Source organism: Arthrobacter sp. BE255 (assembly GCF_031457335.1).
Taxonomy (GTDB): Bacteria; Actinomycetota; Actinomycetes; order Actinomycetales; family Micrococcaceae; genus Arthrobacter.
Genome location: NZ_JAVDWK010000005.1, coordinates 267,700 through 294,218, shown reverse-complemented (window position 1 = coordinate 294,218; position 26,519 = coordinate 267,700). Strand labels below are relative to the sequence as shown.

The following is a 26,519-nucleotide window of genomic DNA, read 5'->3' as shown; positions in this document are numbered from 1 at the left end:
CCACTGGGAGCCACAACTACCGAACAGGGTTACCGATGCAGACAGTCCGTACAGTCACCTTCCCGGACCGGGACCTCCTCGCCAGGGTGCAGCCGCTTCCCGAGGGCATTGAGGCCTCGGTCTGGGATCTCCGCTCCGAGCCGGAGGGCATCGCACTGGACGCCATCGACGCCGTCATCCTTCCGTACATTGATGCGTCCGCCGTCCTCGGCTCGCTGTCCAAGGCGCCGAACCTGAAATTCGTCCAGACCCAGTCCACCGGGTTCGACGGCGTCCCGGAGGCGGCGGGGTCCGCGGCCGGGGTTGCGAGCGCCTCAGGCGTCCACGCGGCAGCCACCGCCGAGCTGGCCATCGGCCTGATCATTGCCAAACTGCGCGGCATAGACCAGGCCGTCCGCGACCAGCAGACCGGCAACTGGCAGCCGCAGCGCCGCTCATCACTGGCGGACCGGCGGGTACTGCTGGTGGGCGTCGGCGGCATCGGGCACGAAATCGCGAAGCGCCTCGAGCCGTTCGAGGTGGAGATCACCCGGGTTGGCAGCAGCGCACGCGAGGACAGCGCCGGACGGATCCACGCCTCCTCCGAACTCGCCGCCCTGGCTGCCACCCACGACGTCCTCGTTGCGGTCACCCCGCTGAACGAACACACGCACCGGCTGGTGGATGCCGCCGTCTTGGCTGCCCTGCCGGACGGTGCCCTGGTGGTCAACGTCGGACGCGGACCTGTGGTGGACACGGCAGCCCTGACCGCCGAAGTCCTGTCCGGCCGGCTCCACTGCGCGCTCGACGTCGTCGACCCCGAGCCGCTGCCGGCGGACCACCCGCTGTGGTCATCCCCCAACGCACTGATCACCCCGCACATCGGCGGCAACGCCTCGGCCTTCGAGCCGCGGATCGTCAAGCTCCTCGCCAGCCAGCTCAAGGCGCTGGCCAGCGGAGAGCGGCCGGCCAACCTGGTCCAGTCCGGACCTTTCTGACCCGGACACCCTGTCCGCGCCTCATGCACCATCCCCGTTGAATCCCCTCAAGAGAAAACGCGCCAGTCATGAAAAGCAGAGCCCTCGTCCACAGCAACTATGAATCCCGCCTCCTCGGCGCCCGGCCCCAGGGCAGCCAGCTGCCTTCCGGTGCCACGGCCGCGCGGATGCCCGGCCACACGCCTGGCCGGCTGGCCACGGAACAGGCACCGCTGCAGTCCCTGTCGGCCGGTTACCAGCCCCAGCCCATTCGCCTGCCGAAGGGCTGAGCTCCGGGCTTCAGCGGGCAGGGGCGAGGACCCTACGTGTCGGCCTGCCGCTTTTTCTTCGGTCCCAGAAGGACCTCGGCCTGTCTCCTGATGTCCTGCAGCAGGTCTTCGACCGAGCTGCCGATGTTGACGGTTGCCGCCATGCTGACAAACATAATGGCGGAGATGATGCGTGCCTGCGCCACGGCCTCGGGTTCACCGACGCTTTCATCGCGGCGCAGGACCCCGACGATGGCTTCTTCAGTTTCCACCGAAAGGGCAAGCGCGTCCCGGTGGTGGGGCTCTTCAGGATCCCCGAAGAGCATCTCCCGCAGGTATGTCCGTCCGTTATCAATCTGGGTGCGGTTGCACTCCACAACCGGCCGCACGATGGCCATCACAGCATCAAGTACATCCAGGGTCTTCCCGGCTGCCGCCCGGCCGCGTTCAAGTGCGTCGACGTAACTGGAGTTCTGAACAAGCAGGAGCAGCTCGCCCTTGGTCTTGGCGTAAAGGAAGAGGGTGCCGGTGCCGATATCGGCCTTATCGGCGATCTGCTGCGTAGTGACTTCGTCGACGCCATGTACTGAAAAGAGTTCCTTGGCGGCCGCGGTGATGCGTTCAAGCTTCTCCTGCTTGTTGCGTTCGCGCCGGCCGACGGACTTGGATGCGAGGGACATGGCCACCTTTCCGGGAATAGACTCTGACTACGCTCAGTTATGAGCATAGTCATTAATGCTGCTGCTCAGATACTGCTCCCATCTTCGCATGGCTTCTGGGCACGGCTTCATCACAACGAAGGAAGCACACCATGCCCTCACTCAAAGGATCATCCGTCCTCGTAACCGGTGCGAACGGCGGCATAGGACGGGAGTTCGTCCGCGACGCCCTCGCCCGCGGCGCAAGCAAGGTTTACGCCACCGCCCGCACCCCGCGCACCTGGGACGACGAGCGGATCGTCCCGCTCGCCCTCGACGTCACCGACCCCGCCTCCATCCAGGCAGCAGTCGAGGCCGCCGGGGACGTTACGGTGTTGATCAACAACGCCGGGGCCTCCGTGGCAAGCCCTGGCATCCTTACCCACACCGACGCGGAAATCCGGAACAACGTCGAGACGAACTTCCTCGGCCCGCTGTTCCTCGCCCGCGCATTCGCACCGATCCTGTCGGCTAACGACGAGTCCGTCATCATCGACATCCACTCCGCCATGAGCTGGTACGCCGTCGGTGGCATCTACAGCGCCACCAAGGCCGCCCTCTGGTCGGCCACCAATTCGCTGCGCCTGGAGCTCGCCCCCGCAGGCGTCCACGTCGTGGGCGTACACGTCGGCTATGTCGACACGGCGATGGCTGCGCACGCCACCGGGCCCAAGACGGACCCGGCCGATCTCGTGCGTACCGTCTTGGATGCCGTGGAAGCCGGTGAGTACGAGGTTCTCGCCGACGACACGTCCGTGCAGCTCAAGGCCGGACTCAGCGCCCCCATCGAGGCCGTATACCCTCAGCTGACCGCCAAGAACGGCTAAAACCCGTGGCGCCGCGGTCATGACGCAATCGCATGACTGCGGCGCCGCCCTTCCCCGTTTGAACGAACGGGCGTATGCCCTCGGCATTTCGCCGATCCCGCCTACTCCTCGTAGTGGGGAAGGATGCGTCCGTCCGTGACGTAGGTCAGGGCCGAGGACACGTCGTAGGCGTGGACCGCGGACGCGAAGGACGCCAGGTGGCCGGACAACCCCTGGACCTCGGGGCTCTCGAAGAACGCCGCGCGTGCTGGCCGGTCCGGGAAGCCGAGGATCAGCGAGGCGTGGAACCGCTCGCCGGCTGGGTTGTCATGGGCGACGTTCGGGGTGTCCCAGAGCTTTTCGTTCCAGGGCATGAAGACCTGGGTGCGGAGTTCCGTCATCGAGCCCGTGTTGGTCAGCGCAGGCACGAGCTCGTCGGTAAGGAACTTCCGGAACGGGCGGGTGCCGATGCCCTCCCGTCTCCTGAGGTAGATCAGGGCCCGAGCCCCGGTCCTCTCGCCGGGTCCGGCGACGTCGTACCAGCGCGTCGAGTAAGGGGGCCCGGCGTAGAGCAGGGTGCGGCGGAACACGTTGATCTCGTCCCGGTACGCCAGGCGGGTCTGCTTCCGTCCCAACAAGGGCGAGAGCACTGAGGCGAAGGTGACCTCGGCCACCCCATCGATCCGCCGCCCTGCGGGAATGACGGTATCGACGCCGGGGGTGGCCGGCCACAGCCCCGGATTGGTTTCGGCCAGGTGAATCTGGCGGTACTCGTCAAACCCCGGTGTCGCGGAGATGATCCCCGAGTGGGGACCCTTCCAGTAGTCCATCCCCTGCTGTCGGGGCTGGTCGGTGCGGATCCACAGCATGATCGATGAGGCGAACGGCTTCTTGGCGTACGGAATCGTGTTCGGCATTGGATCGTCCGTTCGGTGAATTTCGGGTGCCGGTCAGCGGGCCAGGAACTCTGCCGCGACCGGGGCGAACTTGTCGTGGAACTGAAAGATACCTCCGTGGCCGGAGTCAGGGTAGATGATCATTTCGGAGCCGCTGATGCGGCGGTGCAGATCCTCGGAAAGGATCGAGGGCACCATCCGGTCGTTGTCCCCGTTGGCGATGAGGGTGGGCTGGGTGATCGTCGACAGGTCTGCCGGCGTACCGCGCCCCCACTTCTTGATGGCTTGCAGCTGGGTCTGGAGTGCCTTGACCTTGATCGGGGCATCGCGGTCGGCGGTGCGCTCCTCGAGTCGCTTCACGAATGCCTTCGCGGCGCGCTTGCCCGCGGTGTCGCGGTTGAAGAACAGGAACTCCTTCGGATCTGAGCGGGTCAGTGTCGCGCGGAGTATGTCGTAGTAGGTTGTCCCGGCGACCTTGTCCATGTCTTTGCCACCCTTGGGGCCGGTGCCGGTGAGGACGAGCTTGCGGACGAGGCCGGGGTGCTTGAGGACCAGGGCCTGGGCAACCATGCCGCCGAGGGAGAAGGAGAAGACATCGATCTTGTCGAGTCCGAGCGCTTTGATGAACGTGTAGGCGTCGTTGGCCATCGCCTCGATGCTGTCGGGCACCTGGCCGGTGGATGCGCCGACGCCCTGGTTGTCGAAGGCGATGACGTGGTGGTTCTTCGCGATGGGGTCGATGATGCGTGGATCCCAGTTGTCCAGGTTCGCTGCGAGGTGGACGAAGAAGATGACGGGGATCCCACCCTTGGGTCCGAGCTCGCGATAAGCGTAGCTGACGCCCCCGGCGCTGACGGTGCGGGCTGGGGCTTTGGCGTAGGACGTGATAACGGGTTGGCTTGAGGCGTCGCGGGTGTTCATGACGGTTCTCCTGTGAAGTGGGCTGATGCCCGTTGGGTGAAGCAGCGGATGGTTAAACGGCCCATTCTGCTCAGGGGTTAGTGATGACGGCCTTGCCACGGATCCCGCCCTTTGCCAGGCCCTGGAGGGCCTCTGCGGTCTGGCCGAAGGGGAAAACCCGGCCGACGACGGGGCGGAGCGCGCCGTCGTCGATGAGGGCGGTGATCCGGCGCAGCTGGTCGCCGCTGGCGCGCATGAACAGGAATTCGTAGCTGACGCCGAGCTTCCTGGCCTGGCGGCGGATCCTTGCGCTGAGGCCACTGATCGCCAGGCGGAGCACTGGATTCAGGCCGGCTTCGCGGGCGAATGCCGGGTCCGGAGGCCCGGCAATGCCGATCGCCTTGCCGCCGGGCCTGAGGACGCGCAGTGACTTCTCAAGGTTCTCGCCGCCAAGGCTGTCCAGAACCAGATCGTAACCGCTCAGGAGCTGCTCGAAGTCCTGGCTGCGGTAGTCGATGACGGTGTCGGCGCCAAGCTCCCGCACGAAGTCCAGATTGGAGGAACTTGCCGTGGTCGCGACGGTCGCCCCGAGGTGCTTGGCGAGCTGGATGGCGATCGACCCAACTCCCCCCGCCCCGGCATGGATGAGGACCTTCTGTCCCGGCTGCACGTTGCCGCGCTCAACGAGCGCCTGCCACGCCGTCAAAGCAACCAGCGGAAGCGAGCCCGCCTCCTCCATGCTGATCGATGCCGGCTTGGGAGCCAGATCGGCCTCGGCGACGGCGATTCGCTCGGCGAACGTGCCAATTCGGTCCTGGTTGGGACGCCCATAGACCTCATCGCCAGGCGTGAACGCAGTCACCTTCGATCCGACACGGATGACCGTTCCGGCGACATCGTTGCCGGGGATCAAGGGAAGTTCGTACGGCAGGATCTGCTTAAACTCTCCCGCCCGGATCTTCTCATCAAGCACGTTGAGACCGGCAGCCTGCACCTGTACGAGCACATCATGCTCCCCCACCGCGGGCTCGGGGACGTCCGATGCCTGCAGAGGGCCTTTGTACTCCGTGATGACGAACGCTTTCATGGTTCCGACTCCTCTTGGTGACAAATCAATTATTGACTATACTCAATTATGAGTAGAGTCAGTAATTCTGTCAAGGAAAGCGTGATGGGAGCTGTTCGGCGACGAAGTCAGCCGGTCCGGGTCACGCTGTAGAGAACCACCTGGTCGGGGTGGATCCTCGGGGAAGCGACACCCACCTTTGCCAGGACGCTGCCGAAGAAGTTGGCTCCGGGAAAGACCAGGTCATCCTGGGTGGCCTGCCGCAGCGAAGTGTGTTCAATCGCCTGGCCGGCGGCTGCCGGCCGGCCCCACCACTTGGGCGGCAGAAGCCCCGAGGGTGTGGTCCCGGGGAAGACTGGCTTCACTAAATAGGTTGCTTCCGGGTCGAGTCCGCGAAGTTTGAGGCGCCCCGCAGGATCCGGGTAAAGGCTGTCGAGTGCCGCGGCCGCGAAGACCGCGCGCGAGCGGTCGCGGCTGACGATACCGTGAACCAGGACGTTCGGATCGGGGCCATCCATTCGGACGACGTCTCCGCCGAGCAGGAGGCCCCGTTCCTGCTTGTAGAAATCGGTCCACCGCCGAAGGGCTGATATCTCCTCCGGTGAGGCCTTGGCCAGGTCCCACTCGACGCCCAGATGTCCGAAGATGGCGGTGCCTGCCCGGAATGCCAGGTCGTGCTGGCGGCCGGTGGTGTGGGAGTGTCCTGATGCGATGTGGGAGCCCATGTACTCCGGCGGCAGCAGTTGCGTGGTCCAGCGCAGCATCGCCTGCCGGTCGTGGGGGTCGATGTTGTCGGACACCCAGACCCTGTCTGTGTGTTCCAGGACGCCCAGGTCCACCCGGGCACCACCTGATGAGCACGATTCGATCTCCAGCCCCGGGTGCAGTGACCGGATTTCCTCAAGCAGGGCGTAGAACGCCAGCGTCTGCGCATGAACGCCCGGGCGTCCGCCGTCGAGCTGGTTGCCGGCCTCGATGAGGTCGCGGTTGTGGTCCCACTTGATGTAGTCGATCCGGTACTCCGCCAGAAGGGCCAGGATCTGCTTTTTGACGTGTTCGTAGGCTTCGGGGATGCCAAGATTGAGGACCTGCTGGTTGCGCGACTCCACCGGCCAGTCGGCGCGGGCGGCCATGATCCATTCCGGGTGCGCGCGGGCGACGTCGCTGTCGGCGTTGACCATCTCGGGTTCGAACCATAGGCCGAACTGCATTCCGAGCTCGTGGATGCGGTCAACGAGGGGATGGAGCCCGGCGGGCCAGACGTCCGGGGAAACCACCCAGTCGCCCAGCCCGGAAGTGTCGTCGCGCCGTGAACCGAACCACCCGTCGTCGAGCACGTACCGTTCGATGCCGACGGCGGCGGCCCGCTCGGCCAGGTCGATGAGCTTGGTCTCTTCGTGCCCGAAATAGACGGCCTCCCAGACGTTGAGGGTTACGGGCCGCTCGGCGGAAACCCGTGGCGTGCGGCCGCGCGCATGTGCGTGGAAGCGGCGTGCGACGTCGTCGAGGCCGGCCCCGTAGGAGGCGTAGATCCAGGGGCTCGTGTAGCTGTCGTCGCGGGCCAGCCGCACTTCGCCGGGCAGCAGCAGCTCGCCGCCTCCCAGCAGCTGCTCCCCGCTGAACACCCGCTCGGCGTAGTGCTGGTGGTTTCCGCTCCAGGCTGTGTGGACGGCCCAGACATCGCCGTGGCCGAATCCGAATCCGGGAGTTCCCGCATGCAGGATGTAGGCACTGTCGGCCCCGGTGCGGCCTTTGCGGTTCTCCCGAAGGTGTGTGCCGGTGCGCAGTGTTCCCCGCTGCGGTATTCGTTCGTAATTGTGGTTGCCAGCGAAGTCCAGCAGCTCCGTGGCCTCCGCGGGAATCGGGAAGGACAAAGCGAGATCCTCGAGGGTGAACGTCTCATCGCACAGGTTGGTCAGTTCCGCGCGGCTGCGCAGCAGGCCGCCGGGGAGCAGCTCCACTGTCAGGTCAAGGCGCAGCCGTTCGGCGTCGTCGAGGGCGCTAATCTTGAGAAGCCCGGCGCCGGAGGAGGTGAATCCTCTGATGGCGGTGCCGTCGAGCGTCAGGGAGCGGGTGCGGAACTTGGGCGACCAACCGGTGCCGGCGAACGATCCCCGGAGCCCGGGGCGCCCTGTCCAGCCACTGTGTTGCCCGGGCAGCAGGCCGGGCCGGGGAGACAGGTCAGCGGTGTTTGATCCGGTCACGGGGACGTTGGCGGCAATCAGCGCCTCGGCTTGGGGGGCGGTCAAAACCGGAAGTTCGGGCCCCCAGTGGACGATGGCGGGCAGCTGGCCTTCCGTTGCGTCGATCAGCACAGTGACGCCGGTGGCGGTCAGTTGCAGGATCGCGTCCTGGCTATTGGTGGGCATTGAACTCCTCATGCGTTGGTGCGGTCACGCCCGTGGTGGGCTAGCGTGCTTTGGCGGTGCTCGTTGGCGGTGCCACCAGGGTCAGGCCGCCGCGTTCAGGGTCCCAGCGGACAGGAATTGGGTCCGACACGACGCCTTCGAAGAAACCATCACTGTTGGCGTCGTGGCAGGCCATCATCACCCATTGGCCGGACCGGCTGCGGATCAGTCGCCCGCTGTAGAGCTGCGCAGTGGTGACATTGGCCGCTGATTCGACGTTGTAGGATCCGCTGGCTTGGTCCGTTTCCAGGCTCCAGATCCCGCCGCCGCCGAATCCCTTTGGACGCGTGGCGGCGAGCGTGTCCACACCACAGGAGAACAGCAGGACGGTGCGGTCGTCCATGACAGCGGTTTGGAGGACTTCAAGGTGGCCGAAGCCGGCGTCGGGCTGGCTAAGTGGCGGCCTGACCTCCCAGGTTTCCAGGTCGCGAGATGTGGCGTGGCCGATGACGCCGCGGTTGTCGACGTCACCCTCGTTTGCCCTGGCGGTGATCAGCATGTGCCAGCCGTTTCCAGCCGGGTCGGCAAAGACCCACGGGTCACGCCAGGCTTCCTCCGGCCAGGTGGAGTCACCGTATTTTTCGTACCAGCGCCCGTCCGCTTCAATGACGACGGCGGGCTGCTTGGTCCAGGTGTGGAGGTCGGGGGACGTGGCGACGCCAATGGCCTCGATGTTGTGCGATTCGTAGAATCGGGCGCCGGTGTAGAACATCCGCCAGATGCCGTCCGGGCCTTTGAGTACGCTTCCGGTCCAGGTCGAGGTTGCATCAAAAGCATCCGGGTCATCGGGCTGAAGGACCACGCCGTGCGGGACCCAGTTGCTCAGATCCTGTGAGGTGGCGTGCCCGATCCGGGCGTTCCGGTGCCTGAGTTCCGGATCGCCGAGGGACTTGGGCGCATGGAGATAGTACATATGGAAGGTGAAGCCATCGTCGGCGAGCCAGAAGTCCCACACCCATGAGTCCTTGAGACTGAAAACCAATTGAACATACCTTTCTGTTGGGCCGTCCGCGGTGGCGGGACAGCGGTTGGAAGTGTCAGCCCTTGACGGCGGAGCTGCTGATGCTGGCGACGAACCAGCGCTGGAAGATCAGGAAGACCGCCAGGACAGGGACAATGAACATCGTCCCGAAGGCCAGCACCTGGCCCCACTCGGGTGGCTGCTGGTTTTGGAAGATGCTGATTGCCAGCGGGAGCGGCCGGACGGTGGGGTCCGAGACCATGAGGACCGGCCACAGGTACGATCCCCACTGCGCCAGGAACGTGAGGATGGCGACGGTGGCAAACGCCGGCTTGGTGATTGGCACTACCACCTGGAAGAACGTCCTGAATGGCCCGGCACCGTCAAGGCGTGCCGCCTCTTCGATCTCGCCCGGAACGTCGAGGAAGAACGTATAGAACAGAAAAATCGAGAACGCGTTGGCAATGAAGGGAATCGCCTGGACAAGGATGGTGTCCCGCTGGCCGGAGAACATGAAGTACAGGGGCAGGGCGACTGCTTCGAACGGGATGATCGTCAGGACAATCACCAGGAGGAAGATTAGCTTCTTACCCCGCCATTGCATCCTCGCAAAGGAATAGGCAGCCATTGAGTTAACAATCAGGCTGCCCGCAACAACTGCCGTGGTAACGATGATTGAGACGACCGCGAACTGTCCGAAATAGCCCGTGGCGCTTGAACTGAGGTGCTCGAAGACGCCGGTGTAGTTATCGAAGGACAGGTTGGTCGGGACGAAGCCGCTGAGCCCGCTGAGGACCTCGGCCGACGGGCGGAAGCTTCCAACGATGAGGTAGTAGACGGGCAGGAAGAAGAACAGAGAAACCGCTGTCAATATCAGGTAGTGGAGCGCGGTTTGCCATCGTCGGGTGCGTTTTATGCTTCCGCTCCGCCGCCCTGGCTTTGCGGTATTGGACATCGTCATCAGACGCCTCCTCGTTGTCGCGCCGCGGCGCGTTGGATGATTGCGATCACCGTGATGATCAGCATAAAGATGACGGTCATGGCCGCGGCCTGGCCGACGTTGTTGTTGTCGAAGCCGGTGTTGATAATCTGGGTCATCACCGTCTCGGTCGAACCCCGGTCAACGCTCCCTGACCGGCTCAGGAGGTACACCTGGTCAAAGAGCCGGAAGGAAAAGATCGTGGTGATGAGGGCAACGAAAATCAGGGTGTTCCTGATGCCAGGGACGGTCACGTTGAGGAATTGAGCCCATTTGCTCGCGCGGTCCAGCGACGCCGCCTCATAGAGTTCCGCGGGCACGCTCTGCAGTGCGGCGAGAACGATGATCATCTGGAAGCTCACGCTTTGCCAGATCGACATGACAATGATGGACCCCAGAGCTGTGGCGGGATCGCCGAGCCAGTCGTGGCTCGACAAGGCTCCACCGCTGAACAGCCCCAGGATGGCGTTCAGGAGACCCTCGTCTCCGCGGGAGTAGATGAGCCGCCAGATCACGGCTGTCAGGGCCAAGGGAAAGACCAACGGCATAAAGATAAAGGTCCGGAAGATCACCATGCCGCGCAGTTTGCGGTTGACGAGTACGGCGAGGGCCAGTGCCAGGACAGTCTGCACTGGTACGACGATCAGGGCGAAGGTGAAGTTGTTCAGCAGTGCCTGGCCGAAGGCTGCGGACATGTCCGGATCGGTGAACAGGCGGGCGTACTGCTCGAACCCGACGAACCGCGCCGGGCGCGGGCTGTTGAGCTGCACGCGGTAGAAGGACAGCACGAGTGCGAGCACGAAAGGTGCGACGAGGAAGATGGCGAGCCCGAGCAGGGCCGGGCTGGCGAAAAGTGGGCCTGCGAACCGCTGCCCGGAAAGGCTGGCGGTTCGCCGTCGACTTAAGGGCTGCGGGCTGGTCTGGATTTGTTGAGTCTTGGTGGTGGTCATGATGGAGGCTTTCGCTAGGGCGAGTCCGATGAGATCCGTCCGGCCGCCGGTTGTGGCCGGCGGCCGGGGTACCTGCTGGAGCTTTACTTCTTGTAGCCGTCGTTGTCGGCGAAGTTCTGATCGATGGCGCGGGCCGCCGCGCTGAGGGCCTCTTGGGCGTCCTTGCCGGCATAGATGGCTGCCTCGGCTTTGCCCACCTGGTCCGTGACGATGGGGTAGCCCGCAGTCACCGGCCGGGTGACGCTGACGCAGGTGTCGCTGATCTGGTCCTCTGCTCCGCACGCCTTGCTCAGCTGGTCGCCCAGGAGCTGCAGCTGCTTACCGGGACCGTAGAGGTCGGAAGCGGCAAGTGCGGTCTTCGTGGCGGGAGGCGCGCCGTTGGCGGCGGTGTAGATGCGGACGCTCTCGTCAGACATCAGGAAGTCCAGGAACTTCCCGGCCGCAGAACCATTCTTCGTGGTGGCGCCCATGCCCCAGGCGAAGGTTCCGGAGGCGGTCTTGGTGCCCGTGCCGAAGTCCGGAAGGGGGATGGAAACCAAATCACTGCCGAGGGCCTTGTATGTCGGGTAGGTCCAATGCCCCACCCAGCTCAGCGCGACGCGTCCGCTCGGGAAAGCCAGCCCGTCAGCGTTCGGATCCGTGTACTTCTTCCAGCTGGCGAACGTCGTCAGGGACTTCACATTCGCCTCCGAGTCCAGCGCTCCGGACGCTCTGTTGTCCTTGAGCATGGTGCCGCCGCCGGACCAGATGACGGGCCCCGCTGAACAGCAGGTGCCCCATTCGCCGGCGAAGCCGTACTGTTCCGAAAGATCCAGCGGTTTGCCTCCCGGAACGACGGCGGCGAGCTTGTCCAGGACTCCGGTGAACTCATCAGCAGTCCAGGCCTTTTCCGGGGTGGTCGGGTAGGCAACACCCGCAGAGTCCAGGAGCTTTTTGTTACCCCACAACGCGAGCCCGGCATTCATCATGCCCACGCCATACACGGCATCATCAACAGTGTTCTGCGCCTTGATGGAGTCCGTCTGGTTGGACAGCGTCGCGTCGGCAACAGAGCCCTTCAGCGGTGCCATCTTCCCGTTATAGACGAAGCTGGCCAGGGTAGGCCCATCGAAGTCCAGGACATCGGGCAAATCCGCCGGAGCCGCAGAATTCACGGCCTTGGTGTACTGGTCGGAGGGGAAGAGTTTGAGATCAACCTTGATTTTGGCCTGTGAGCTCTCGAAGTTCGAGATGATCTTTTTCAGGGCGTCGTTTTCGGCCGCCTGGCCGTCCACGGCCCAAACGCTGATGGTGCCCTCGCCGGAGCCCGGCTCAACAGCGTCTTCAGTGCCGCCTGTTCCCGGACCGCCACAGCCGGTGAGAGCCAGGGCTGCGATGGAGACGGCGGCTGCTGCAGTGAGGAACCGCGCCCCGCTGCGGAAGTTTAAATTGGTCATCATCTTTGATTCCTTCAGAAATGTGGAACTTCGTGAAAGCGTTTTGATGCCTGGATATCGTCAGGCGGGAACGTGAGGAGGGTCACTGCTCATCTGCTCAAGTTCGAGTCTACGCGGGTAGACTCGAACACGCAAGGGATGATCTTGGGGCTCAAATTTATGGCCTTTTGAGTGCTTGAGATGAATCCACCCGGGTAGACTGTAGCCAACAAGGGAGTGGAGGGTGGTCTTCGTGGCAAGTCCGCAGGCACAAGCAGGATCCGGGAGAGTAACGCGAACGGACGTTGCCCGCTACGCAGGGGTGAGCACCGCAGTGGTCAGTTATGTCATCAACGGTGGCCCCAAGCCGGTCGCCGCAGCCACTGCGGCAAAGGTGCGCGAAGCCATCAAGGCGCTCCAGTACCAGCCAAATGCGACCGCCCGGGCACTGACAATGGGTTCCGCGCGGCTGCTGGGAATGATTGTCCCTGACAGTACGAACCCCTACTTCGCGGAGCTCACGGACGCCATCGCACAGGCGGCCGCCGCACGAGGCTATGCGCTCCTCGCAGCAAACTCGCGCACGGACGCCGAAACCGAGCGACACAACACCCTTAATCTGGTGTCACGGCAGGTCGATGCGATCATCCTCGCCACGGTGCTCACCCCGAGCGAAGTCGCTGCCATGCCGGTTCATGGAATTCCCCGGGTGCTCATAGACCAGTCCAGCGCTGTACACGGGATACCCACCGTCAGTACCGACTTCCAACAGGGGGCCGCCATAGGCGTGGAGCACCTGATCGGCCATGGCCACCAGGACATTGCCATTCTGGTCGGAAAAGACATTGACCCGGTCCGCGTCGACCCGCGCCATAACGGCTGGAGGAAGGCACTCCGGGAGGCAGGCCTGCCCGAGGGCCCCGCAGAATTCACCGACTTCACCAGGCAAGGTGGCTACGAAGCCACGCGCCGGCTGCTTGCGTTGCCGAAGCCGCCCACGGCCATCTTCGCGAGCTCCGACCTGCTGGCAGTTGGCGCCCTTCGCGCCATCCACGAGGCCGACCTCTCCATACCCGAGGACATTGCCGTCGTTTCCTTCGACGGAACCTCCGAATCGGAGTTCAGCTGGCCCCAGCTCACAACCGTCCGGCAGCCCATCACCCAGATTGCCGAAGCTGCCGTCGATGCAGCACTCTCTTCCAACAGCTCAGGCGGCAAGGTCCAGCTCCTCCCCACAGAGCTCATCATTCGCCGGTCCTGCGGCTGCTGACCTCCCGGTCAGTCCTTGCCCAGGTTTTCCCTGAGCAGGGCGCGGTGTTCGACGGCGGCCTGCCGGTGGAGTGCGCGGCCGGCGTCCGTGAGTTCCAGGAACAGTGAGCGCCGGTCATCTTCGCAGGACTGGCGGGAAATGAGGCCGGCTTTGTCGAGCCGGTCCACCACCTTGGACATGGCGCTCTGGGTCATCGGGGTGCGCTCACCGAGTTGCTTCATGCGGCATGCCGCGTCGGCGCTTTCGGCCACGAGGTCCAGGATTTCAAACTCCGTCAGGCCAATGTTGAACTTCGCCTCCAGCGCACGCTCCAGCGCTCCCGCGGTTTGGAAGTACGTGGTCTGCATGCTGCGCCATTGCTCAACCAGCTGGCGGTCCTGCGGTTTTGCCATGCAGCGATTCTAGTCGATGGGCCATCAAAAAGTCCACGTCATAATATTCCTTGTCATTCAATGACGCGTCATATAAGTTGTTGCCATGACTTCAACTCCCACCCTTGAAAGATCAGCCGGAGACCGGCTAACAGCTGTGCGCTGGACCCGGGCACAATGGATGCTCCTCCTGGTCCTGTGCACCGTCCTGGCACTCGACGCGCTGGACGTATCAATGGTCGGCGTGGCCCTGCCCTCGATCGGCACCGAACTTCATCTCGGAACCGAATCCCTCCAGTGGATCGTCTCCGCCTACGTGCTCGGTTACGGAAGCCTGCTCCTGCTGGGCGGACGGATGGCGGACCTGCTGGGCCGGCGGCGCATCTTCCTGATTGCGCTCAGCGTCTTCGCCGCAGCATCCTTGCTTGGCGGACTGGTGGATGACCCGGCCCTGCTGATCGCCACGCGTTTCGTCAAGGGCCTGGCCGCCGCATTCACGGCTCCCACCGCCTTCTCGATCATCACCACCAACTTCGCCGAGGGGCGCGAACGCAACCGCGCCTTGTCCATCTTCACCACGTTCGGCGCCAGCGGATTCTCGCTCGGCCTGGTGGTGGGAGGCCTTATGACGTCACTGAGCTGGCGCTGGACCTTCCTGGTCTCCGTTCCGGTGGCAGTCGCCGTCGTGATCCTTGGCCTGAAGTACATCCCCCGGGACGGCGCCGCAGGGCGGACCGCCGATGGGGAGAAGGAGAGCGGGCATGACGTCTGGGGCGCCGTCACTCTCGCGGCCGGCATGCTGGGATTGGTGTACACGCTGGTAGCGGCACCGGGGAACGGCTGGGGATCTGTGGCAACTATCGCCGGATTCGTGGCTTCCGCCGGCGTGCTGGCAGCGTTCGCAGTGATTGAAAACCGCGTCAAACACCCGCTGATCCGGTTCAGCATCCTCAAGGAAGGCTGGGTTGCCCGGGCCAACCTCAGTGCCGTGGGGCTGTTCGGTTCCTACCTGAGTTTCCAGTTCATCCTGACGCTCTACCTGCAGTCCGTGCTGGGATGGAGCCCCCTTGGCATGGCCCTGGCACTGCTCCCGACCGGCCTGCTGGTTGCCTCGAGCGCACCTTTCGCGGACCGGCTGATCGAGAGGTTCGGCGCCCCGCGGCTGATCCTGACGGGACTGGCCGCGTTGACGCTCGGATACGTGCTGTTCCTCCGCGTGGGCACCTCGCCCAATTACGTGACCGACATTCTGCCGTCCGTCCTGCTGCTGGGCGTCGGTTTCGCCCTGGCCTTCCCGTCCATCAACGTCCAGGCCACGGCGGGCATCCGGGATTCCGAACAGGGCCTGGCCGCAGGCCTGATCCAGACCAGCACGCAGGTCGGTGCCGCTCTGGTACTCGCCGTCACCACGGCAATGGTGAGCGGCCACGGCAATGCGCCCGATTCAGGTGCCGCCGTCGACGCGGCCGCGATGCTGGAACAGTACCGGCCGGGCCTGATCCTCAGCGCCGCGGTGGCCGTGGCTGCCCTCCTGGTCGCCGCGACGCCGAAGTTACCGCAGCACACGCGGCGACAGCCTGTGTGACCTGGCTTCGAATCGTCAGCTGCCGTCGCGAAGGTTCTCCGGTGATTGCTCGGTGAATTGAATGCAGTCGAAGCGTGCCACGCAGCTCTGGCCCGTGGGTGCCTGCGACATGAAGCCAACGTTTACAGGTTTCTCCGTATCCAGACGGAACAGGCGGACAAAGCTCCAGTCCCGTCCGTCCCCCGGAGGAGTGGAACGCCCACGCGGGGCCAACCCGGCTGACGCGCAGATAGGTCCAGGGAGCCGTCACCCCGGGACCGTTCGAATCGTCGGAATGGGTGTTAGTCACCACGCTGACCACCATGGCTTCGCCCTGCGGAGAGTATTCGGCTCTCCTCCGAGTGGATCGTTGGTCCAGTCCACGCCCGCCGCGGCTGTCAGCGTCAGCGTACTGTCAGCCTGGTCGTAGGCGGCCTGGCTGCGGGCAGCCGTCCAGTCCACGGGCGGGAGCCCTGCTATCCGGGGGTGCATGTCCTGCTCCTTGGGGGTCCGCCCGTCAGATGTCCTGTTTCTCGTACGTGTAGCCGTAGGGCACTTCCGGGGATAGTTCCACCGTGACCCGCGCGTGGGCAACCCGGGTGACCAGGATTCCGCGGCGGCCTTCGTGACGGGCACGTTGCTCCGCTGCCCGGACTGCGGTGTTGAGGTTGTGTTCCATGCTGGTTTTGCTGGTAGCCGTGATGGTGGCCAGCAGTTCCGGCGCCTCGATCATGGTGCTCCTTCTGGGGATATGCGGTGTTGGGGTCCGCTAGAGGGTGGATGTTGCCTGGTTGCCGGCAGCCGCCCACGCACTGGAGATCATGTCCCGCAGTGAGTGGCGCGGCTCCCAGTCGATGTCGCGGCGCGCCAGTTCGCCGGAGGCCACGATCCGGGCCGGGTCACCCGGCCGGGCTGCGCAGATTTGCGGGCTGAACTCGATGCCCGTGGCCAAGGCCATTTCGGCCATGATCTCCCGGACGGAAACACCGGAACCGCTGCCCAGGTTGTACACCGACCCCAGTTCCACGCCGTCCTGAAGTTTCCGGGCGGCGGCAACGTGGGCCGCGGCGACGTCCGAGACATGGACGTAGTCCCGGACGCAGCTGCCGTCCGGCGTCGGGTACGTGGTGCCGAAGATCTTCGGAGTCGATCCTTCCGTCAGCGCACGGAAGACCAGCGGGAAGAGATTGTGCGGGCTGGTGTCACTGACGTCCGGCGTGCCGGAGCCAACCACGTTGAAGTACCGCAGGGATGTGTGGCGGAGGCCGGTTGCCCTTGCCTGGTCGGCAATCAGCCATTCCCCGATGAGCTTGGATTCCCCGTAGGGAGATTCAGGATTGGTGGGGGTTGATTCGGTGACCAGCCCGGCGGCCGTGTTTCCGTAGACGGCCGCGCTGGAGGAGAACACAATCGCAGGGACGGAGGCCGCTTCCATGGCTGCCAGCAAGTTAGCAGTCCCGGTCACGTTCTGGGAGTACGTGTGCAGCGGCCATTCAACCGAGACACCGGCGTATTTGAAACCCGCCAGATGGATCACGCCGGCCACGTCATGGTTGGCAAAGGCCTCCTTGAGGAAGGCGGGGTCAAGCAACGATCCTTCCTCGAAGATGGCCCCTGCCGGCACGAATTCGCGGCGGCCACTGGACAGGTCGTCGATGGCAACCACGTCGCGGCCGTCTTGCATCAGTGCCCGGGCCACGTGGGAGCCGATGTATCCGGCTCCTCCTGTTACAAGCCAGGTCATGGCTGGTTGTCTCCTCTGTCGTTGGTGCCCGGCTTGCGGGCAAATCCGTGGGTGATGCCCCAGGATGAGCGCCAGGTCTCCCCGGGGTTGAGCCAGCGGAGGCCTGCCCCCGAGTTGAAGGCATCCGGAAGTGCGGTCATGGGTTCCACCGCGACGGCGGTCCGGTGGCCGCCAGCCGGATAGTGGTTGGTTGTGTAGACCTGCGCGTAGCAGTAGTTTCTGTCGCCCCAGACCTCCACAGCGTCTCCGTTGGGCGCTTCAAGGGTGTGCCGGTAGGTCCCGTCCGGCGACGCGGCGAGGTCAAAATAGGCGGTATCGAGCTTAAGCCGGCCCACCTTGGGCCCTGCCGAAAGATCGAAGGGAGTTCCGGCCACCGGCCCGGACCCGACGGGGTTCAGGCGGTCGTCCACCATCACGCAGGAGGCCGCGGAGACCGTGAGAGCGACGTCCTCCGTGGGTGTTCCACCCACGCGGATGTAGGGATGCGCGCCGATGGCCGCGGGGGCCGGGCGTGCGGACTTGTTGGTCAGGGCGTGGACCACCGTCAGTCCCAGGGCGGACACGGCATACGTTGTCTCTACGCTCAGTGCGAACGGGTAGCCCTCGCTCGGGGCAACCTGGACACCGAGCGTGAGCTCGTCGGCGGCCTGTCGGACCATAGTGTGGGGCTGGTCCTTGACCAGCCCGTGAATGGCGTTGCCCCGCTCAGGCTCGTTGATGGCCAGCTGGAACACGTCCCCATGGTGCTCCCACCGTCCGTCGCGGACCCTGTTGGGCCAGGGGATCAGGATCTCCCCCTCGCAATGCAGGGGCAGCCCGTGTTCCGGGAACTCCTCGATCAGCGGCTGCCCGTCGACGGTGAGGCTGCGGATGGTGCCGCCGACTTCCGTAATGATGGCGGTCACGAGGTGGCCGTCCCCGGCGGACGAAATCCGGAACTGCCAGCCGGTTGGTACTTCGGCTGTGGTGGTCAGTCGCATGTCAGAACTCGGTATGGCCCAGGTGGTGGGCGGCGACGAAGGAAACGGCACGGCTGCTGGCTGCCTGGAGTTCAAGGACCATGATCTCGTTGCCCTGCTTCCGCAAGAGGGGGCCAGGGACATAGAGCGTGGCCTGCGGACCGCGCGACCAGTACCGGCCAAGGCAGAAACCGTTGATCCAGACGACGCCCTTGGTCCAGCCGTCGGTTGAGAGGAAGAGGTCTGCGGATCCGGTGGGGTCAGCAGGTTCGGGGAGGTCAAAGGTCCCGTGCGCAAAGGCCGGTCCTGCCACTGCGTGGTCCTGGCTCGGCGGAGCCTCCGCCAGGACCTCCGTGACGGGAGTGATGTCCTGCAGCCGAAGCGGGAGAAGGTCCCACTGCCGGAGGGTGTCGCCATTGATCCTGACCGCACCAATCAGGCCCTTCGGCTCCCCCAGCCTGGGTCCGTAATCCACGCGTCCCTGGTCCTCCACCAGGATCTCGAGGGTTCCGCTGGCATGGGAAGGCAGTGCCAGCGAGTTCTCGTGGTGGTCACGGGACAGGGTGCCAAGCGCTTGCCTGTTGAGGAAAACCTGGGCGCGGTCGCGCACCTCGCCGATGTCCAGGACTGCGGGACCGGAGACGTCGATTCTGGTGCGGTAGAGGGTGAAACCCGAGTAGTGGCCGACGTCGTCAGTGGTGCGCAGCCCGCCGTGGGATGTCCAGGAGCCCAGCCTGTCGAGGCAGTCCCACAGTGGAAGTGATTGGGTCAGAGGAACAGTCATTGCGGTCCCCGGACGCGGGGGTGCAGGCACGTCGGTATCGTCGAGTTCCGTGTACTTCGAGATGACCTCACGGAAGGCCCAGTACTTGGGTGTCGGGTTGCCGGCCTCATCCAGGGGCGCGTCGTAGTCGTAGCTCGTGACGATGGGCTGGTAGACGCCCTTGTCGTTCGCGCCGTTGGTGAGCCCGAAGTTGGTGCCGCCGTGGAACATGTAGATGTTCACGGATGCGCCGAGGCCCAGCAGCACGTCGAGGTCGCGGGCGGACTGCTCCACGGTGGTGGTGTGGTGGTGCGCGCCCCAGTGGTCGAACCATCCCACCCAGAATTCTGAACACATCAGCGGGCCGGTGGGCTGGTGGCGGCGGAGTGTTTCCAGCCGTTCGGCGGCGCGGGAACCGAAGGACCCGGTTTTGTGCAGCTCCGGAAGGCTGCCGTTGGCCAGCATGTCGTCCTGGGGCTGGTCCACCGTGGTGAAGGGCACGGTCAGGCCGATTTCGCGGTTGATTTTGACGAGCTTCTCCAGGTAGAAGCGGTCAGCGCCGTACGCGCCGTACTCGTTCTCGATCTGGATCAGGATGATCGGGCCTCCTCCGTCCACCTGGCGGGGAACAAGGATCGGTGCGAGCTGGTCAAAGTACTGGGTTACGGCCGCCATGTAGACGGGATCGTCGGCCCGGATCGCCGCAGCCCCGCGGTCGAACAGCCAGGCGGGCAGCCCGCCGTTGTCCCACTCCGCGCAGATGTAGGGCCCCGGACGCACGATCGCGTGCATTCCTTCCGCGGCGACCAGATCGAGGAACCGCCCCAGGTCGAGGCCGCCGGTGGCGTCGAAGGCTTCCGGGGATGGAGCGTGCGCGTTCCAGGGGATGTAGGTTTCGATCGTATTCAGCCCCATCTGCCTGGCCTTCCGGATCCGGTCCGCCCACTGATCCGGATGGACGCGGAAGTAGTGCAGGGCGCCGGAAAGAATACGGTGGGGCTGACCGTCAAGCATGAAGTCCTGCTCGCCGATGGTGAAGGTTGGCATGGGGGGAAATCCAATCTGAAATGGTGGAACGGGAGTCCAGGGCCGTGGGGTGCGGCCCCGGACCCGCGCCACGTACTACTTGGTGGAAACGGTGAAGCCTTGCTGCTGGCCGTACTTCGCGGTGGCGTCCTGCCAGGCCTGGAGCCCGCCGTTCAGGTCGCCCTTGGAGCCGTAAGCCTGGCCGACGGTGTCACTGAAGATGCTGTTGGCGTAGGCCTGGAACGGAAGGTAGCTCCATCCGGGGACAACGTCCTTGGACGCCTGGACCAGGACCTGGTTGATCTTCTGGCCGCCGAAGTAGGCGCTTTCGGCGTTGAGGAATGACTCGCTCTGCAGGTCGGCCGTGGTGGAGGGGAATCCGCCGTTGGCGGCATGGATCTTTGAGCCTTCGGGACCGTTGGCGAACTGCAGGAAGCCGTAGGCCGCCGCCTTGTTCTTGCTCTGCTTCAGCACTGCGTCGCCGCCGCCGCCGTTCTCCGCCGCGGCCGCCTTGCCCTGCTCGTACGTCGGCATCGGGGCCACGCGCCACTGCCCGCTGCCCGCCTCAGCACCCGATTCCAGGCTTGCAGGCATCCAGGCACCGATGATCAGCGTGGCAATGCTTCCGTCCGACAGGCCTTTGTACCATTCATCGCTCCAGCTGGTGACGGGTGCCAGGAGGTCGTCCTTCAGCAGCTGGTTCCAGGTGCCGGTCCACTTCTTGGCGCCTTCGTCCTGGAGATCCACGCTGACGTTGGTGCTTCCGTCCAGCGTGTACGGCTTTCCGCCGGCCTGCCAGATCATGCTGGTGGCAAAGCCCGCATCGCCGGTGTCGCTGGTGATGTAGGCCTTGGGGTCCGCAGCGTGGAGGGTCTTCGCCGCCGCGACGTACTCATCCCAGGTGGCCGGGACGCTGATGCCGTGCTTTTCGAACACATCGGCCCGGTAGAACATGGCCATCGGTCCGGAGTCCTGCGGGAGGGCATAGACGCCGCCGTTGAGGCTCACCGATCCCCACGTGGACTCCGTGTAGTTGTCCTTGAGCTCCTCGGCGCCGAAGTCCTTCAGGTCAACCAGGGCATCGGTCAGGGCGAACTGCGGCAGCGCGTTGTATTCGATCTGGGCCACGTCCGGTGCGCCGGTTCCGGCCTTAACGGCATTCTGCAGCTTGGTGTAGTGCGTGTTGCCTGTTCCGACGTTCTCCAGGTTGACGTGGACCTTGGGGTACTTCGCCTCGAAGGCCTCCACGATCGGCTCGAGCTGCGGGGCCCAACCCCAAACCGTGAGCGTCGTTTCGGTCTGCAGCGCCGTGGCGATGTCATCGGCGCTTGCGGCTTCGGCGCCGGCGTTTGTTCCGGAGCTGCTGCAGGCGGCGAGGCCGCCCACAAGGAGGCTTGCTGCCAAGGCAGCGCTGGCCGCCCGGCGGAAGCGATGGTTGTTCGTCATTGAATTGGTGCCTTTCAAGTCAGCGTCCCGGGGGACGGTTGTTGCGGTGGGAGAACGCCCGACGGCGGCAGGTCGCCGTCGTCGGGTCTGTTACTTCACGCTTCCGGCGGACAGTCCGGACTGCCAGAAGCGCTGGAGGAAGAGGAAGGCGCCCACGATGGGCACGATGGTCAGCAGGGATCCGGTGATAACCAGGTTGTAGATGGCCTCGCCGCCCGCCGTGGTCGCCTGGGCGTTCCAGCTGTTGAGCCCGACCGTGAGCGGGTACCAGGTGGACTGGCTCAGCATGATCAGGGGAAGGAAGTAGTTGTTCCACGTGGCCACCACGGTGAACAGCAGGACGGTGATGAAACCCGGAGCCAGCATCCTCAGCGAGATCGTGAAGAACGTCCGGAACTCCCCCGCCCCGTCCACGCGGGCCGCTTCCAGGACTTCCGTGGGCACAGCCTCGAGTGCGTAGATCCACACCAGGTAGAGCCCGAACGGGCTGATCAGGGACGGGATGATGACCGACCATGGGGTGTTGGTGAGCCCCATCTGGCTGAACATCAGGAATGTGGGGACCGCCAGGGCCGTTCCGGGAACCGCCACCGCACCGAGGACGACGGCAAAGACGCCGCGTTTGCCCGGGAAATCAAACTTGGCCAGCCCATAGCCCGCCAGGGTGGCGAGGAACGTTGCCCCGCCCGCGCCCACCACGACGTAGAGGACGGTGTTGGCCAGCCAGCGAAGGAATCCGCCGTCGTTGTAGGTCAGGGTCCCGGTGATGTTGTCCCACAGGGCGAAGTCGCCGGAGAACCACAGGCCGAAGGAGCTGAAGAGCGATGACTGGGTCTTTGTGGAATTGACCAGGAGCCAGAACAGCGGAAGGAGGGCGTAGACCGCCATGACACCCATCAGGACGGTGAGGAGGATCGACGTGCGCTTCCGGGTGGCGCCGCCGCGCCGCCGGGCGCTGAACTTCGGGGCCGGAAACTTTGGCGGCTTCGGCGCCGGTGAGGGTGCCGGTGCCGGTAACGTGGAGGCCGCTTCGGCCTGGGCGGGGCTCAGATGTACGGACATGGGCTAGGCATCCTTTCGTGAGCCGGAGATCTGGACGATGTAGGCAACGACCACCGTGAGGACGCCCATGATGATGGAGATCGCCGCGGCATAGTTGAACTGCTGGCCCGCAAACGAGAGGTTGAACGCGTACATGTTGGGCGTGAAGTAGGAGCTGATGGAGTTCGGGGCGAGGGCCTTGAGGATGTTCGGTTCGTTGAACAGCTGGAAGCTGCCGATGACCGAGAAGATGCCCGCAATGCCGATGGCTCCGCGGATGGATGGGAGCTTGATGCTCCGGACGACCCGGAACGTGCCCGCTCCGTCAAGGTTGGCAGCCTCGTAGAGTTCTGCGGGAATGACCTTGAGCGCCGAGTAGAAGATCAGCATGTTGTAGCCGGTGAATTCCCAGGTGTTGATGTTCCCGATCGCCGCGAGCACCCAGCTCGCGGAAAGGGGCTCCGGGAGGTCCAGCCCGAAGAAGTCGTTGAGGCTGCCGAACAGCCCGAACCGCGGGCCGTAGATGAATCCCCACATCAGCGTGGCCACAACGGCCGGCACCGCGTACGGGAGGAAGACCGAAATGCGGAAGAACGACGACGCGCGGAGCCGGCCGCTGTCCAGGGCCAGGGCAGCAAACAGCGCGAGGAACAGCATGATGGGAACCTGGACCGCCAGGAACACGGCCACCCTGGTCACGGCGTCCCAAAACTGCGGGTCGGCCAGTGCCTGGAGATAGTTGGCTCCGCCAACGAATTTGTCGCCGCCCACCATCTGGTTCTGGAAAAGACTCAGGTAGAAGGCGTAAAGGACCGGTGCGATGAATACCAGAACGAAGACGACCATGAACGGACCCACAAAGGCCCATCCCATCCATCGGCCGGCACGTTTCCTGGATTTCACCGCGGGTGGGGCGTAAGCCACCGACGACGTCGTTGTCATGATAATTTCGTCTCTTCTCGCTATGTTTACGCAAACATCTTGGAAAGAACAGTAGCATGTTTAGGTGAACATGCAAGAGGACAGTGGAAACAGGACAGCCCAGGCCACCGCGTCAAACGGGGCACGCAAACCGGCGTCGGGAACCAGCCGCGCGTCCCGGGGTCCGTCCATCGGGGACGTAGCCAAAGCCGCCGGTGTCTCGTCGCAAACCGTCTCGCGGGTCTCGAACGGCCTCACGAACGTCGAGGAGACAACTAAAAACCGCGTCCTGGACGCGATGAAACAGCTCGGCTACAGGCCCAACAGGGCAGCGAGGGCCCTGAAAAGCGGGCAGTTCAAATCCATCGGCGTCATCATGTTCACGCTTTCAAGCTTTGGCAACATGCGCACCCTGGACGCGATTGCCACCGCCGCCTCGCAGGCCGGCTACTCCGTCACGCTCATCCCCCTGCACGACCCCACCACCGGCACCGTGTCCGGGGCATACCACCGCCTGCGGGAGCAGGAGGTGGACGGCGTCGTCATCATCTTTGAGGCCCACTTGCTGGACCACGCGGACATCACGCTGCCGGAGGACCTCCCCGCCGTCGTGATCGACTCCAACCCCGGCTCCGGCTATCCGATGGTGGACACGGACCAGGCCGAAGGGGCCCGGTTCGCCACCAAGCATCTTCTTGACCTGGGCCATCAGCAGGTGTGGCACATCGGCGGCCCCCCGTCGTCGTTCTCCGCCCAGCACCGGGAGGAATCCTGGAAACGGACCCTGGAAGACGCAGGCATCGACGCACCCCCGGTTCTGCACGGCGACTGGTCGACCGAATCCGGGTACCAAATCGGCCTGGAGCTTGGCCGCAACCCCGACGTGACCGCCATTTTTGCCGCCAACGACCAAATGGCGCTGGGTGCGATGCGTGCCCTTCATGAGCTCGGCCGCGCCATTCCGGGCGAGGTCAGCATTGTGGGCTTCGACGACCTCGAGGAGTCCACCTCCTTCTGGCCGCCGCTGACCACCGTCCGTCAGGACTTCCATGCGGTAGGGCGCCTGAGCATCGAAAACCTGCTACAGCAGATGGCCGGGAACAGCCCTGTGAACGACGCCACCAAGGTTCCCACCCAACTCGTCGTGCGCAAAAGCACCGCCGCGCCGGCCAAGTAAAGGCCGGCGCGGCGGTGTCCGCGGCTACCCCTTGCTGGAACCCAGCGTGAGTCCGGCAACGAACTGCCGCTGCAGGACCAGGTAGATGATCAGGGTGGGGACCAGCGTGATCATGGCGCCGGCCGCGATCAGGTTGTAGTCGCTGAGGAACTGCCCCTGCAGGTTGTTGATGGCAGTGGTAATCGGCAGCCTGTCGCCGCTTTGAATAAACAGCAGCGGCCAGAAAAAGTCGTTATAGATGAAGATGACTTCCAACGTCCCCAAGGCAGCGAGGGCGGGGCGGCACAGGGGCAGGATGATGCTCCAGTACTGCCTCCAGATGCCGGCACCGTCCACCAGTGCAGCTTCGGTCAGGTCGGACGGGAGTGCCTTCATATAGTTCGACAACACAAACGTGCAGAAGCCGATCTGGAAGGCCGTGTCCGCGATGATGACCGCAATGTAGGTATTGAGCAGGTTTCCGGAATCGCTGAACCAGTACGGCAGCGAGACATGCTTGAACATTTCGAACAGCGGGGCGGCGAGGACCTGCGGGGGCAGCAGGTTGCCTGCGGTGAACATGATCAGCAGGGTGACATTGAATTTCCAGCTGACCCGGGACACAGCGAAGGCCATCATGGAGGCGAAGAGGAGCGTGAACAGGACAGCCGGGACGGTGATCAGGACGGCGTTCAGGAAGTACTTGGAAAATCCGCCCTGCGTCCACGCCTGGACGAAGTTATCGAAACCGAAGCCGCCTCCGAAACTGAAGTAGCCGTACTTGTCCGTGTCGGCTTTGGGCCGGAGCGCCGTGTACATGGACCAGACGAGCGGAATCAGCCACAAGGCTGCCACCGCGATCAGGAAGATGTGCGTGCCGTAGTGGCGTTTGCCGGAAGTGCCGGGTTTGACGGTCTGGACCGGAAGGGTGCGGGCGATGGTGCTCATGCCTCTTTCTCCTTGCCGAAGGTGCGGATGAGGTAAAAGACAATCGGTACCAAAGAGATCACCAGGAGCACGACGGCGAGGGCCGAACCAACGCCGATCACCTGGCCCTCGCCGATCAGGTTCTGGATCACCAGCGCGCTGAGCAATTCAAGCCCGTTGGTGCCACGGTTGATGACGTAGACGATGTCAAAGGCCCGCAGCGATTCGATGATGGTGATGACCACTATGACAATGTTCACCGGGCGCATGGCCGGGAAGACCACCCGGAAGAAGGTCTGGACGGCGTTGGCACCGTCTATCGATGCGGCTTCCTTGAGGGACGGATCCACGCCCTTGAGGCCTGCTAAATACAGGATCATGACGTAGCCCGCATGCCGCCACGTTGCTGCAATCATGGCGGCCCAGATATTGACGTTCGAGTCTCCGAACCAGTCCACTGCCTGGGGCGTTCCGGCGGTGCCGAGCAGGTAGTTCAGCAGTCCGCTGTCGCGGTTGTAGAACAGCTGCCAAATGATGCCGATCAGCGCCAGGGAGAGCATCACGGGCGTGAAGAAGATGCTCTGGTAGATCTTGCTTCCGCGGATCTTCTGGTCAAGCAGGACCGCCAGCAGCAGGCCCAGGGGCGTTGCGATCAACGCCAGGAAGGTAAGCCACAAAACGTTGTGCTGGATCGCCGGCCAGAACGGCGGGTAGTTCTGGCTGATGAACTCATAATTGTCCAGTCCTGCCTGCCTGATATCTGAAAGGTCCAGCCCATTCCAGCGGGTAAAGCTCAGCCCGATCGAGAACAGCGTGGGAAGCCAGACGAACATGAGCTGGATCAGGGTGGGAAGCCCCACCATGACGGCGAGGACGATCTTGTCGCGGCGGCTGAGCCGGCGGACCCGTCCCCGCTTCTTCGGTGCCGTTGCGGTGACGGCAGCCCGGGGGCCGTGCTGCCGTTCCCGGGCTCCCCCGGGTGGATCACTGCTGGGGGAGGCCGGTTTTTCGGCTGTGGCGCTCATGG

The 26,519-nt window shown here is 64.3% G+C and carries 27 protein-coding genes; 6 read left to right on the top strand and 21 right to left on the bottom strand.

What is annotated here, in order from left to right; all coding sequences use genetic code 11:
- Positions 1–35 precede the first annotated feature (35 nt).
- On the top strand, positions 36–977 hold the full coding sequence (locus J2X42_RS11750) for a 2-hydroxyacid dehydrogenase (RefSeq protein WP_310165285.1): 942 nt from the start codon (positions 36–38) through the stop codon (positions 975–977).
- Positions 978–1,045: 68 nt separating this feature from the next.
- The gene (locus tag J2X42_RS11745) at positions 1,046–1,246 is read left to right on the top strand and encodes a hypothetical protein (protein ID WP_310165284.1); all 201 of its coding nucleotides are present in this window, start codon (positions 1,046–1,048) and stop codon (positions 1,244–1,246) included.
- A gap of 32 nt (positions 1,247–1,278) precedes the next feature.
- Here the strand turns inward: J2X42_RS11745 and J2X42_RS11740 are convergent, their stop codons facing one another.
- Positions 1,279–1,905, bottom strand: coding sequence for a TetR/AcrR family transcriptional regulator (locus tag J2X42_RS11740; protein WP_310165282.1), 627 nt, complete (start codon positions 1,903–1,905; stop codon positions 1,279–1,281).
- A gap of 131 nt (positions 1,906–2,036) precedes the next feature.
- Here J2X42_RS11740 and J2X42_RS11735 point away from each other — a divergent pair, with 131 nt between their 5' ends.
- Positions 2,037–2,750, top strand: a complete 714-nt coding sequence (locus tag J2X42_RS11735; RefSeq protein ID WP_310165280.1) for an SDR family oxidoreductase — start codon at positions 2,037–2,039, stop codon at positions 2,748–2,750.
- Positions 2,751–2,851: 101 nt separating this feature from the next.
- On the opposite strand, the gene J2X42_RS11730 is transcribed toward J2X42_RS11735, so the two are convergent.
- The 8 genes from J2X42_RS11730 to J2X42_RS11695 form a co-directional block, all read right to left on the bottom strand.
- Positions 2,852–3,646 (bottom strand): strictosidine synthase, encoded by a 795-nt coding sequence (locus J2X42_RS11730; RefSeq protein WP_310165279.1) that lies wholly within the window; start codon positions 3,644–3,646, stop codon positions 2,852–2,854.
- A 33-nt stretch (positions 3,647–3,679) separates the two neighbouring features.
- The gene (locus tag J2X42_RS11725; protein WP_310165277.1) at positions 3,680–4,546 is read right to left on the bottom strand and encodes an alpha/beta hydrolase; all 867 of its coding nucleotides are present in this window, start codon (positions 4,544–4,546) and stop codon (positions 3,680–3,682) included.
- Positions 4,547–4,616: 70 nt separating this feature from the next.
- Positions 4,617–5,612 carry an NADP-dependent oxidoreductase gene (locus J2X42_RS11720; protein WP_310165275.1) on the bottom strand — a complete coding sequence of 332 codons (996 nt, stop codon included), beginning with the start codon at positions 5,610–5,612 and terminating at the stop codon, positions 4,617–4,619.
- A gap of 107 nt (positions 5,613–5,719) precedes the next feature.
- Positions 5,720–7,960, bottom strand: a complete 2,241-nt coding sequence (locus tag J2X42_RS11715; protein WP_310165272.1) for an alpha-galactosidase — start codon at positions 7,958–7,960, stop codon at positions 5,720–5,722.
- Positions 7,961–8,000: 40 nt separating this feature from the next.
- Positions 8,001–8,981, bottom strand: coding sequence for a glycosyl hydrolase family 32 (locus J2X42_RS11710; protein ID WP_310165271.1), 981 nt, complete (start codon positions 8,979–8,981; stop codon positions 8,001–8,003).
- Positions 8,982–9,036: 55 nt separating this feature from the next.
- Positions 9,037–9,831: a carbohydrate ABC transporter permease gene (locus tag J2X42_RS11705; RefSeq protein WP_310165269.1), complete on the bottom strand. Its 795-nt coding sequence runs from the start codon at positions 9,829–9,831 to the stop codon at positions 9,037–9,039.
- Between the two features lie 89 nt (positions 9,832–9,920).
- On the bottom strand, positions 9,921–10,889 hold the full coding sequence (locus J2X42_RS11700; RefSeq protein WP_310165267.1) for a sugar ABC transporter permease: 969 nt from the start codon (positions 10,887–10,889) through the stop codon (positions 9,921–9,923).
- Between the two features lie 83 nt (positions 10,890–10,972).
- Positions 10,973–12,328 (bottom strand): extracellular solute-binding protein, encoded by a 1,356-nt coding sequence (locus J2X42_RS11695; RefSeq protein WP_310165265.1) that lies wholly within the window; start codon positions 12,326–12,328, stop codon positions 10,973–10,975.
- Between the two features lie 220 nt (positions 12,329–12,548).
- On the opposite strand from J2X42_RS11695, the gene J2X42_RS11690 reads away from it, so the two are divergent.
- Positions 12,549–13,574 carry a LacI family DNA-binding transcriptional regulator gene (locus J2X42_RS11690; RefSeq protein WP_310165263.1) on the top strand — a complete coding sequence of 342 codons (1,026 nt, stop codon included), beginning with the start codon at positions 12,549–12,551 and terminating at the stop codon, positions 13,572–13,574.
- An 8-nt stretch (positions 13,575–13,582) separates the two neighbouring features.
- On the opposite strand, the gene J2X42_RS11685 is transcribed toward J2X42_RS11690, so the two are convergent.
- Positions 13,583–13,966 (bottom strand): MarR family transcriptional regulator, encoded by a 384-nt coding sequence (locus J2X42_RS11685; RefSeq protein ID WP_310165262.1) that lies wholly within the window; start codon positions 13,964–13,966, stop codon positions 13,583–13,585.
- Between the two features lie 85 nt (positions 13,967–14,051).
- Here J2X42_RS11685 and J2X42_RS11680 point away from each other — a divergent pair, with 85 nt between their 5' ends.
- The gene (locus tag J2X42_RS11680) at positions 14,052–15,530 is read left to right on the top strand and encodes an MFS transporter (RefSeq protein ID WP_310165260.1); all 1,479 of its coding nucleotides are present in this window, start codon (positions 14,052–14,054) and stop codon (positions 15,528–15,530) included.
- 15 nt (positions 15,531–15,545) lie between these two features.
- Here J2X42_RS11680 and J2X42_RS11675 read toward each other — a convergent pair whose 3' ends face one another.
- From J2X42_RS11675 to J2X42_RS11635, 9 genes are all read right to left on the bottom strand, one after another.
- On the bottom strand, positions 15,546–15,743 hold the full coding sequence (locus J2X42_RS11675; protein ID WP_310165259.1) for a DUF1349 domain-containing protein: 198 nt from the start codon (positions 15,741–15,743) through the stop codon (positions 15,546–15,548).
- Between the two features lie 72 nt (positions 15,744–15,815).
- Positions 15,816–16,001: a hypothetical protein gene (locus J2X42_RS11670; RefSeq protein WP_310165258.1), complete on the bottom strand. Its 186-nt coding sequence runs from the start codon at positions 15,999–16,001 to the stop codon at positions 15,816–15,818.
- A 25-nt stretch (positions 16,002–16,026) separates the two neighbouring features.
- The gene (locus J2X42_RS11665) at positions 16,027–16,242 is read right to left on the bottom strand and encodes a hypothetical protein (RefSeq protein WP_310165257.1); all 216 of its coding nucleotides are present in this window, start codon (positions 16,240–16,242) and stop codon (positions 16,027–16,029) included.
- 36 nt (positions 16,243–16,278) lie between these two features.
- Positions 16,279–17,253, bottom strand: coding sequence for a UDP-glucose 4-epimerase GalE (gene galE, locus J2X42_RS11660; RefSeq protein ID WP_310165256.1), 975 nt, complete (start codon positions 17,251–17,253; stop codon positions 16,279–16,281).
- On the bottom strand, positions 17,250–18,233 hold the full coding sequence (locus J2X42_RS11655) for an aldose 1-epimerase family protein (RefSeq protein WP_310165255.1): 984 nt from the start codon (positions 18,231–18,233) through the stop codon (positions 17,250–17,252). Before J2X42_RS11655 ends, galE begins: the two co-directional genes overlap by 4 nt.
- A gap of 1 nt (position 18,234) precedes the next feature.
- Positions 18,235–20,022, bottom strand: coding sequence for a beta-galactosidase (locus J2X42_RS11650; RefSeq protein ID WP_310165254.1), 1,788 nt, complete (start codon positions 20,020–20,022; stop codon positions 18,235–18,237).
- Between the two features lie 75 nt (positions 20,023–20,097).
- Complete coding sequence (locus tag J2X42_RS11645; RefSeq protein ID WP_310165253.1) at positions 20,098–21,447, bottom strand: sugar ABC transporter substrate-binding protein; 1,350 nt, start codon at positions 21,445–21,447, stop codon at positions 20,098–20,100.
- Positions 21,448–21,537: 90 nt separating this feature from the next.
- The gene (locus J2X42_RS11640; RefSeq protein ID WP_396134066.1) at positions 21,538–22,509 is read right to left on the bottom strand and encodes a carbohydrate ABC transporter permease; all 972 of its coding nucleotides are present in this window, start codon (positions 22,507–22,509) and stop codon (positions 21,538–21,540) included.
- Between the two features lie 3 nt (positions 22,510–22,512).
- Complete coding sequence (locus tag J2X42_RS11635) at positions 22,513–23,430, bottom strand: carbohydrate ABC transporter permease (RefSeq protein WP_396134065.1); 918 nt, start codon at positions 23,428–23,430, stop codon at positions 22,513–22,515.
- A 70-nt stretch (positions 23,431–23,500) separates the two neighbouring features.
- Here J2X42_RS11635 and J2X42_RS11630 point away from each other — a divergent pair, with 70 nt between their 5' ends.
- Positions 23,501–24,586: a LacI family DNA-binding transcriptional regulator gene (locus tag J2X42_RS11630; RefSeq protein ID WP_310165393.1), complete on the top strand. Its 1,086-nt coding sequence runs from the start codon at positions 23,501–23,503 to the stop codon at positions 24,584–24,586.
- A 24-nt stretch (positions 24,587–24,610) separates the two neighbouring features.
- Here the strand turns inward: J2X42_RS11630 and J2X42_RS11625 are convergent, their stop codons facing one another.
- Positions 24,611–25,513, bottom strand: a complete 903-nt coding sequence (locus J2X42_RS11625) for a carbohydrate ABC transporter permease (RefSeq protein WP_310165251.1) — start codon at positions 25,511–25,513, stop codon at positions 24,611–24,613.
- Entirely contained in the window at positions 25,510–26,517 is a 1,008-nt protein-coding gene (locus J2X42_RS11620; RefSeq protein ID WP_310165249.1) for a sugar ABC transporter permease, read from the bottom strand. Before J2X42_RS11620 ends, J2X42_RS11625 begins: the two co-directional genes overlap by 4 nt.
- Between the last annotated feature and the right edge of the window lie 2 nt (positions 26,518–26,519).

Coding starts and splice junctions, on each gene's coding strand:
- J2X42_RS11635 (WP_396134065.1), bottom strand. CDS start 23,430: ATGACAACGACGTCGTCGGTGGCTTACGCCCCACCCGCGGTGAAATCC.
- J2X42_RS11695 (WP_310165265.1), bottom strand. CDS start 12,328: ATGATGACCAATTTAAACTTCCGCAGCGGGGCGCGGTTCCTCACTGCA.
- J2X42_RS11750 (WP_310165285.1), top strand. CDS start 36: ATGCAGACAGTCCGTACAGTCACCTTCCCGGACCGGGACCTCCTCGCC.
- J2X42_RS11670 (WP_310165258.1), bottom strand. CDS start 16,001: ATGCACCCCCGGATAGCAGGGCTCCCGCCCGTGGACTGGACGGCTGCC.
- J2X42_RS11685 (WP_310165262.1), bottom strand. CDS start 13,966: ATGGCAAAACCGCAGGACCGCCAGCTGGTTGAGCAATGGCGCAGCATG.
- J2X42_RS11735 (WP_310165280.1), top strand. CDS start 2,037: ATGCCCTCACTCAAAGGATCATCCGTCCTCGTAACCGGTGCGAACGGC.
- J2X42_RS11745 (WP_310165284.1), top strand. CDS start 1,046: ATGAAAAGCAGAGCCCTCGTCCACAGCAACTATGAATCCCGCCTCCTC.
- J2X42_RS11740 (WP_310165282.1), bottom strand. CDS start 1,905: ATGTCCCTCGCATCCAAGTCCGTCGGCCGGCGCGAACGCAACAAGCAG.
- J2X42_RS11625 (WP_310165251.1), bottom strand. CDS start 25,513: ATGAGCACCATCGCCCGCACCCTTCCGGTCCAGACCGTCAAACCCGGC.
- J2X42_RS11655 (WP_310165255.1), bottom strand. CDS start 18,233: ATGCGACTGACCACCACAGCCGAAGTACCAACCGGCTGGCAGTTCCGG.
- J2X42_RS11680 (WP_310165260.1), top strand. CDS start 14,052: ATGACTTCAACTCCCACCCTTGAAAGATCAGCCGGAGACCGGCTAACA.
- J2X42_RS11715 (WP_310165272.1), bottom strand. CDS start 7,960: ATGCCCACCAATAGCCAGGACGCGATCCTGCAACTGACCGCCACCGGC.
- J2X42_RS11630 (WP_310165393.1), top strand. CDS start 23,501: ATGCAAGAGGACAGTGGAAACAGGACAGCCCAGGCCACCGCGTCAAAC.
- J2X42_RS11645 (WP_310165253.1), bottom strand. CDS start 21,447: ATGACGAACAACCATCGCTTCCGCCGGGCGGCCAGCGCTGCCTTGGCA.
- J2X42_RS11620 (WP_310165249.1), bottom strand. CDS start 26,517: ATGAGCGCCACAGCCGAAAAACCGGCCTCCCCCAGCAGTGATCCACCC.
- J2X42_RS11730 (WP_310165279.1), bottom strand. CDS start 3,646: ATGCCGAACACGATTCCGTACGCCAAGAAGCCGTTCGCCTCATCGATC.
- J2X42_RS11650 (WP_310165254.1), bottom strand. CDS start 20,022: ATGCCAACCTTCACCATCGGCGAGCAGGACTTCATGCTTGACGGTCAG.
- J2X42_RS11725 (WP_310165277.1), bottom strand. CDS start 4,546: ATGAACACCCGCGACGCCTCAAGCCAACCCGTTATCACGTCCTACGCC.
- galE (WP_310165256.1), bottom strand. CDS start 17,253: ATGACCTGGCTTGTAACAGGAGGAGCCGGATACATCGGCTCCCACGTG.
- J2X42_RS11665 (WP_310165257.1), bottom strand. CDS start 16,242: ATGATCGAGGCGCCGGAACTGCTGGCCACCATCACGGCTACCAGCAAA.
- J2X42_RS11640 (WP_396134066.1), bottom strand. CDS start 22,509: ATGTCCGTACATCTGAGCCCCGCCCAGGCCGAAGCGGCCTCCACGTTA.
- J2X42_RS11720 (WP_310165275.1), bottom strand. CDS start 5,612: ATGAAAGCGTTCGTCATCACGGAGTACAAAGGCCCTCTGCAGGCATCG.
- J2X42_RS11700 (WP_310165267.1), bottom strand. CDS start 10,889: ATGACCACCACCAAGACTCAACAAATCCAGACCAGCCCGCAGCCCTTA.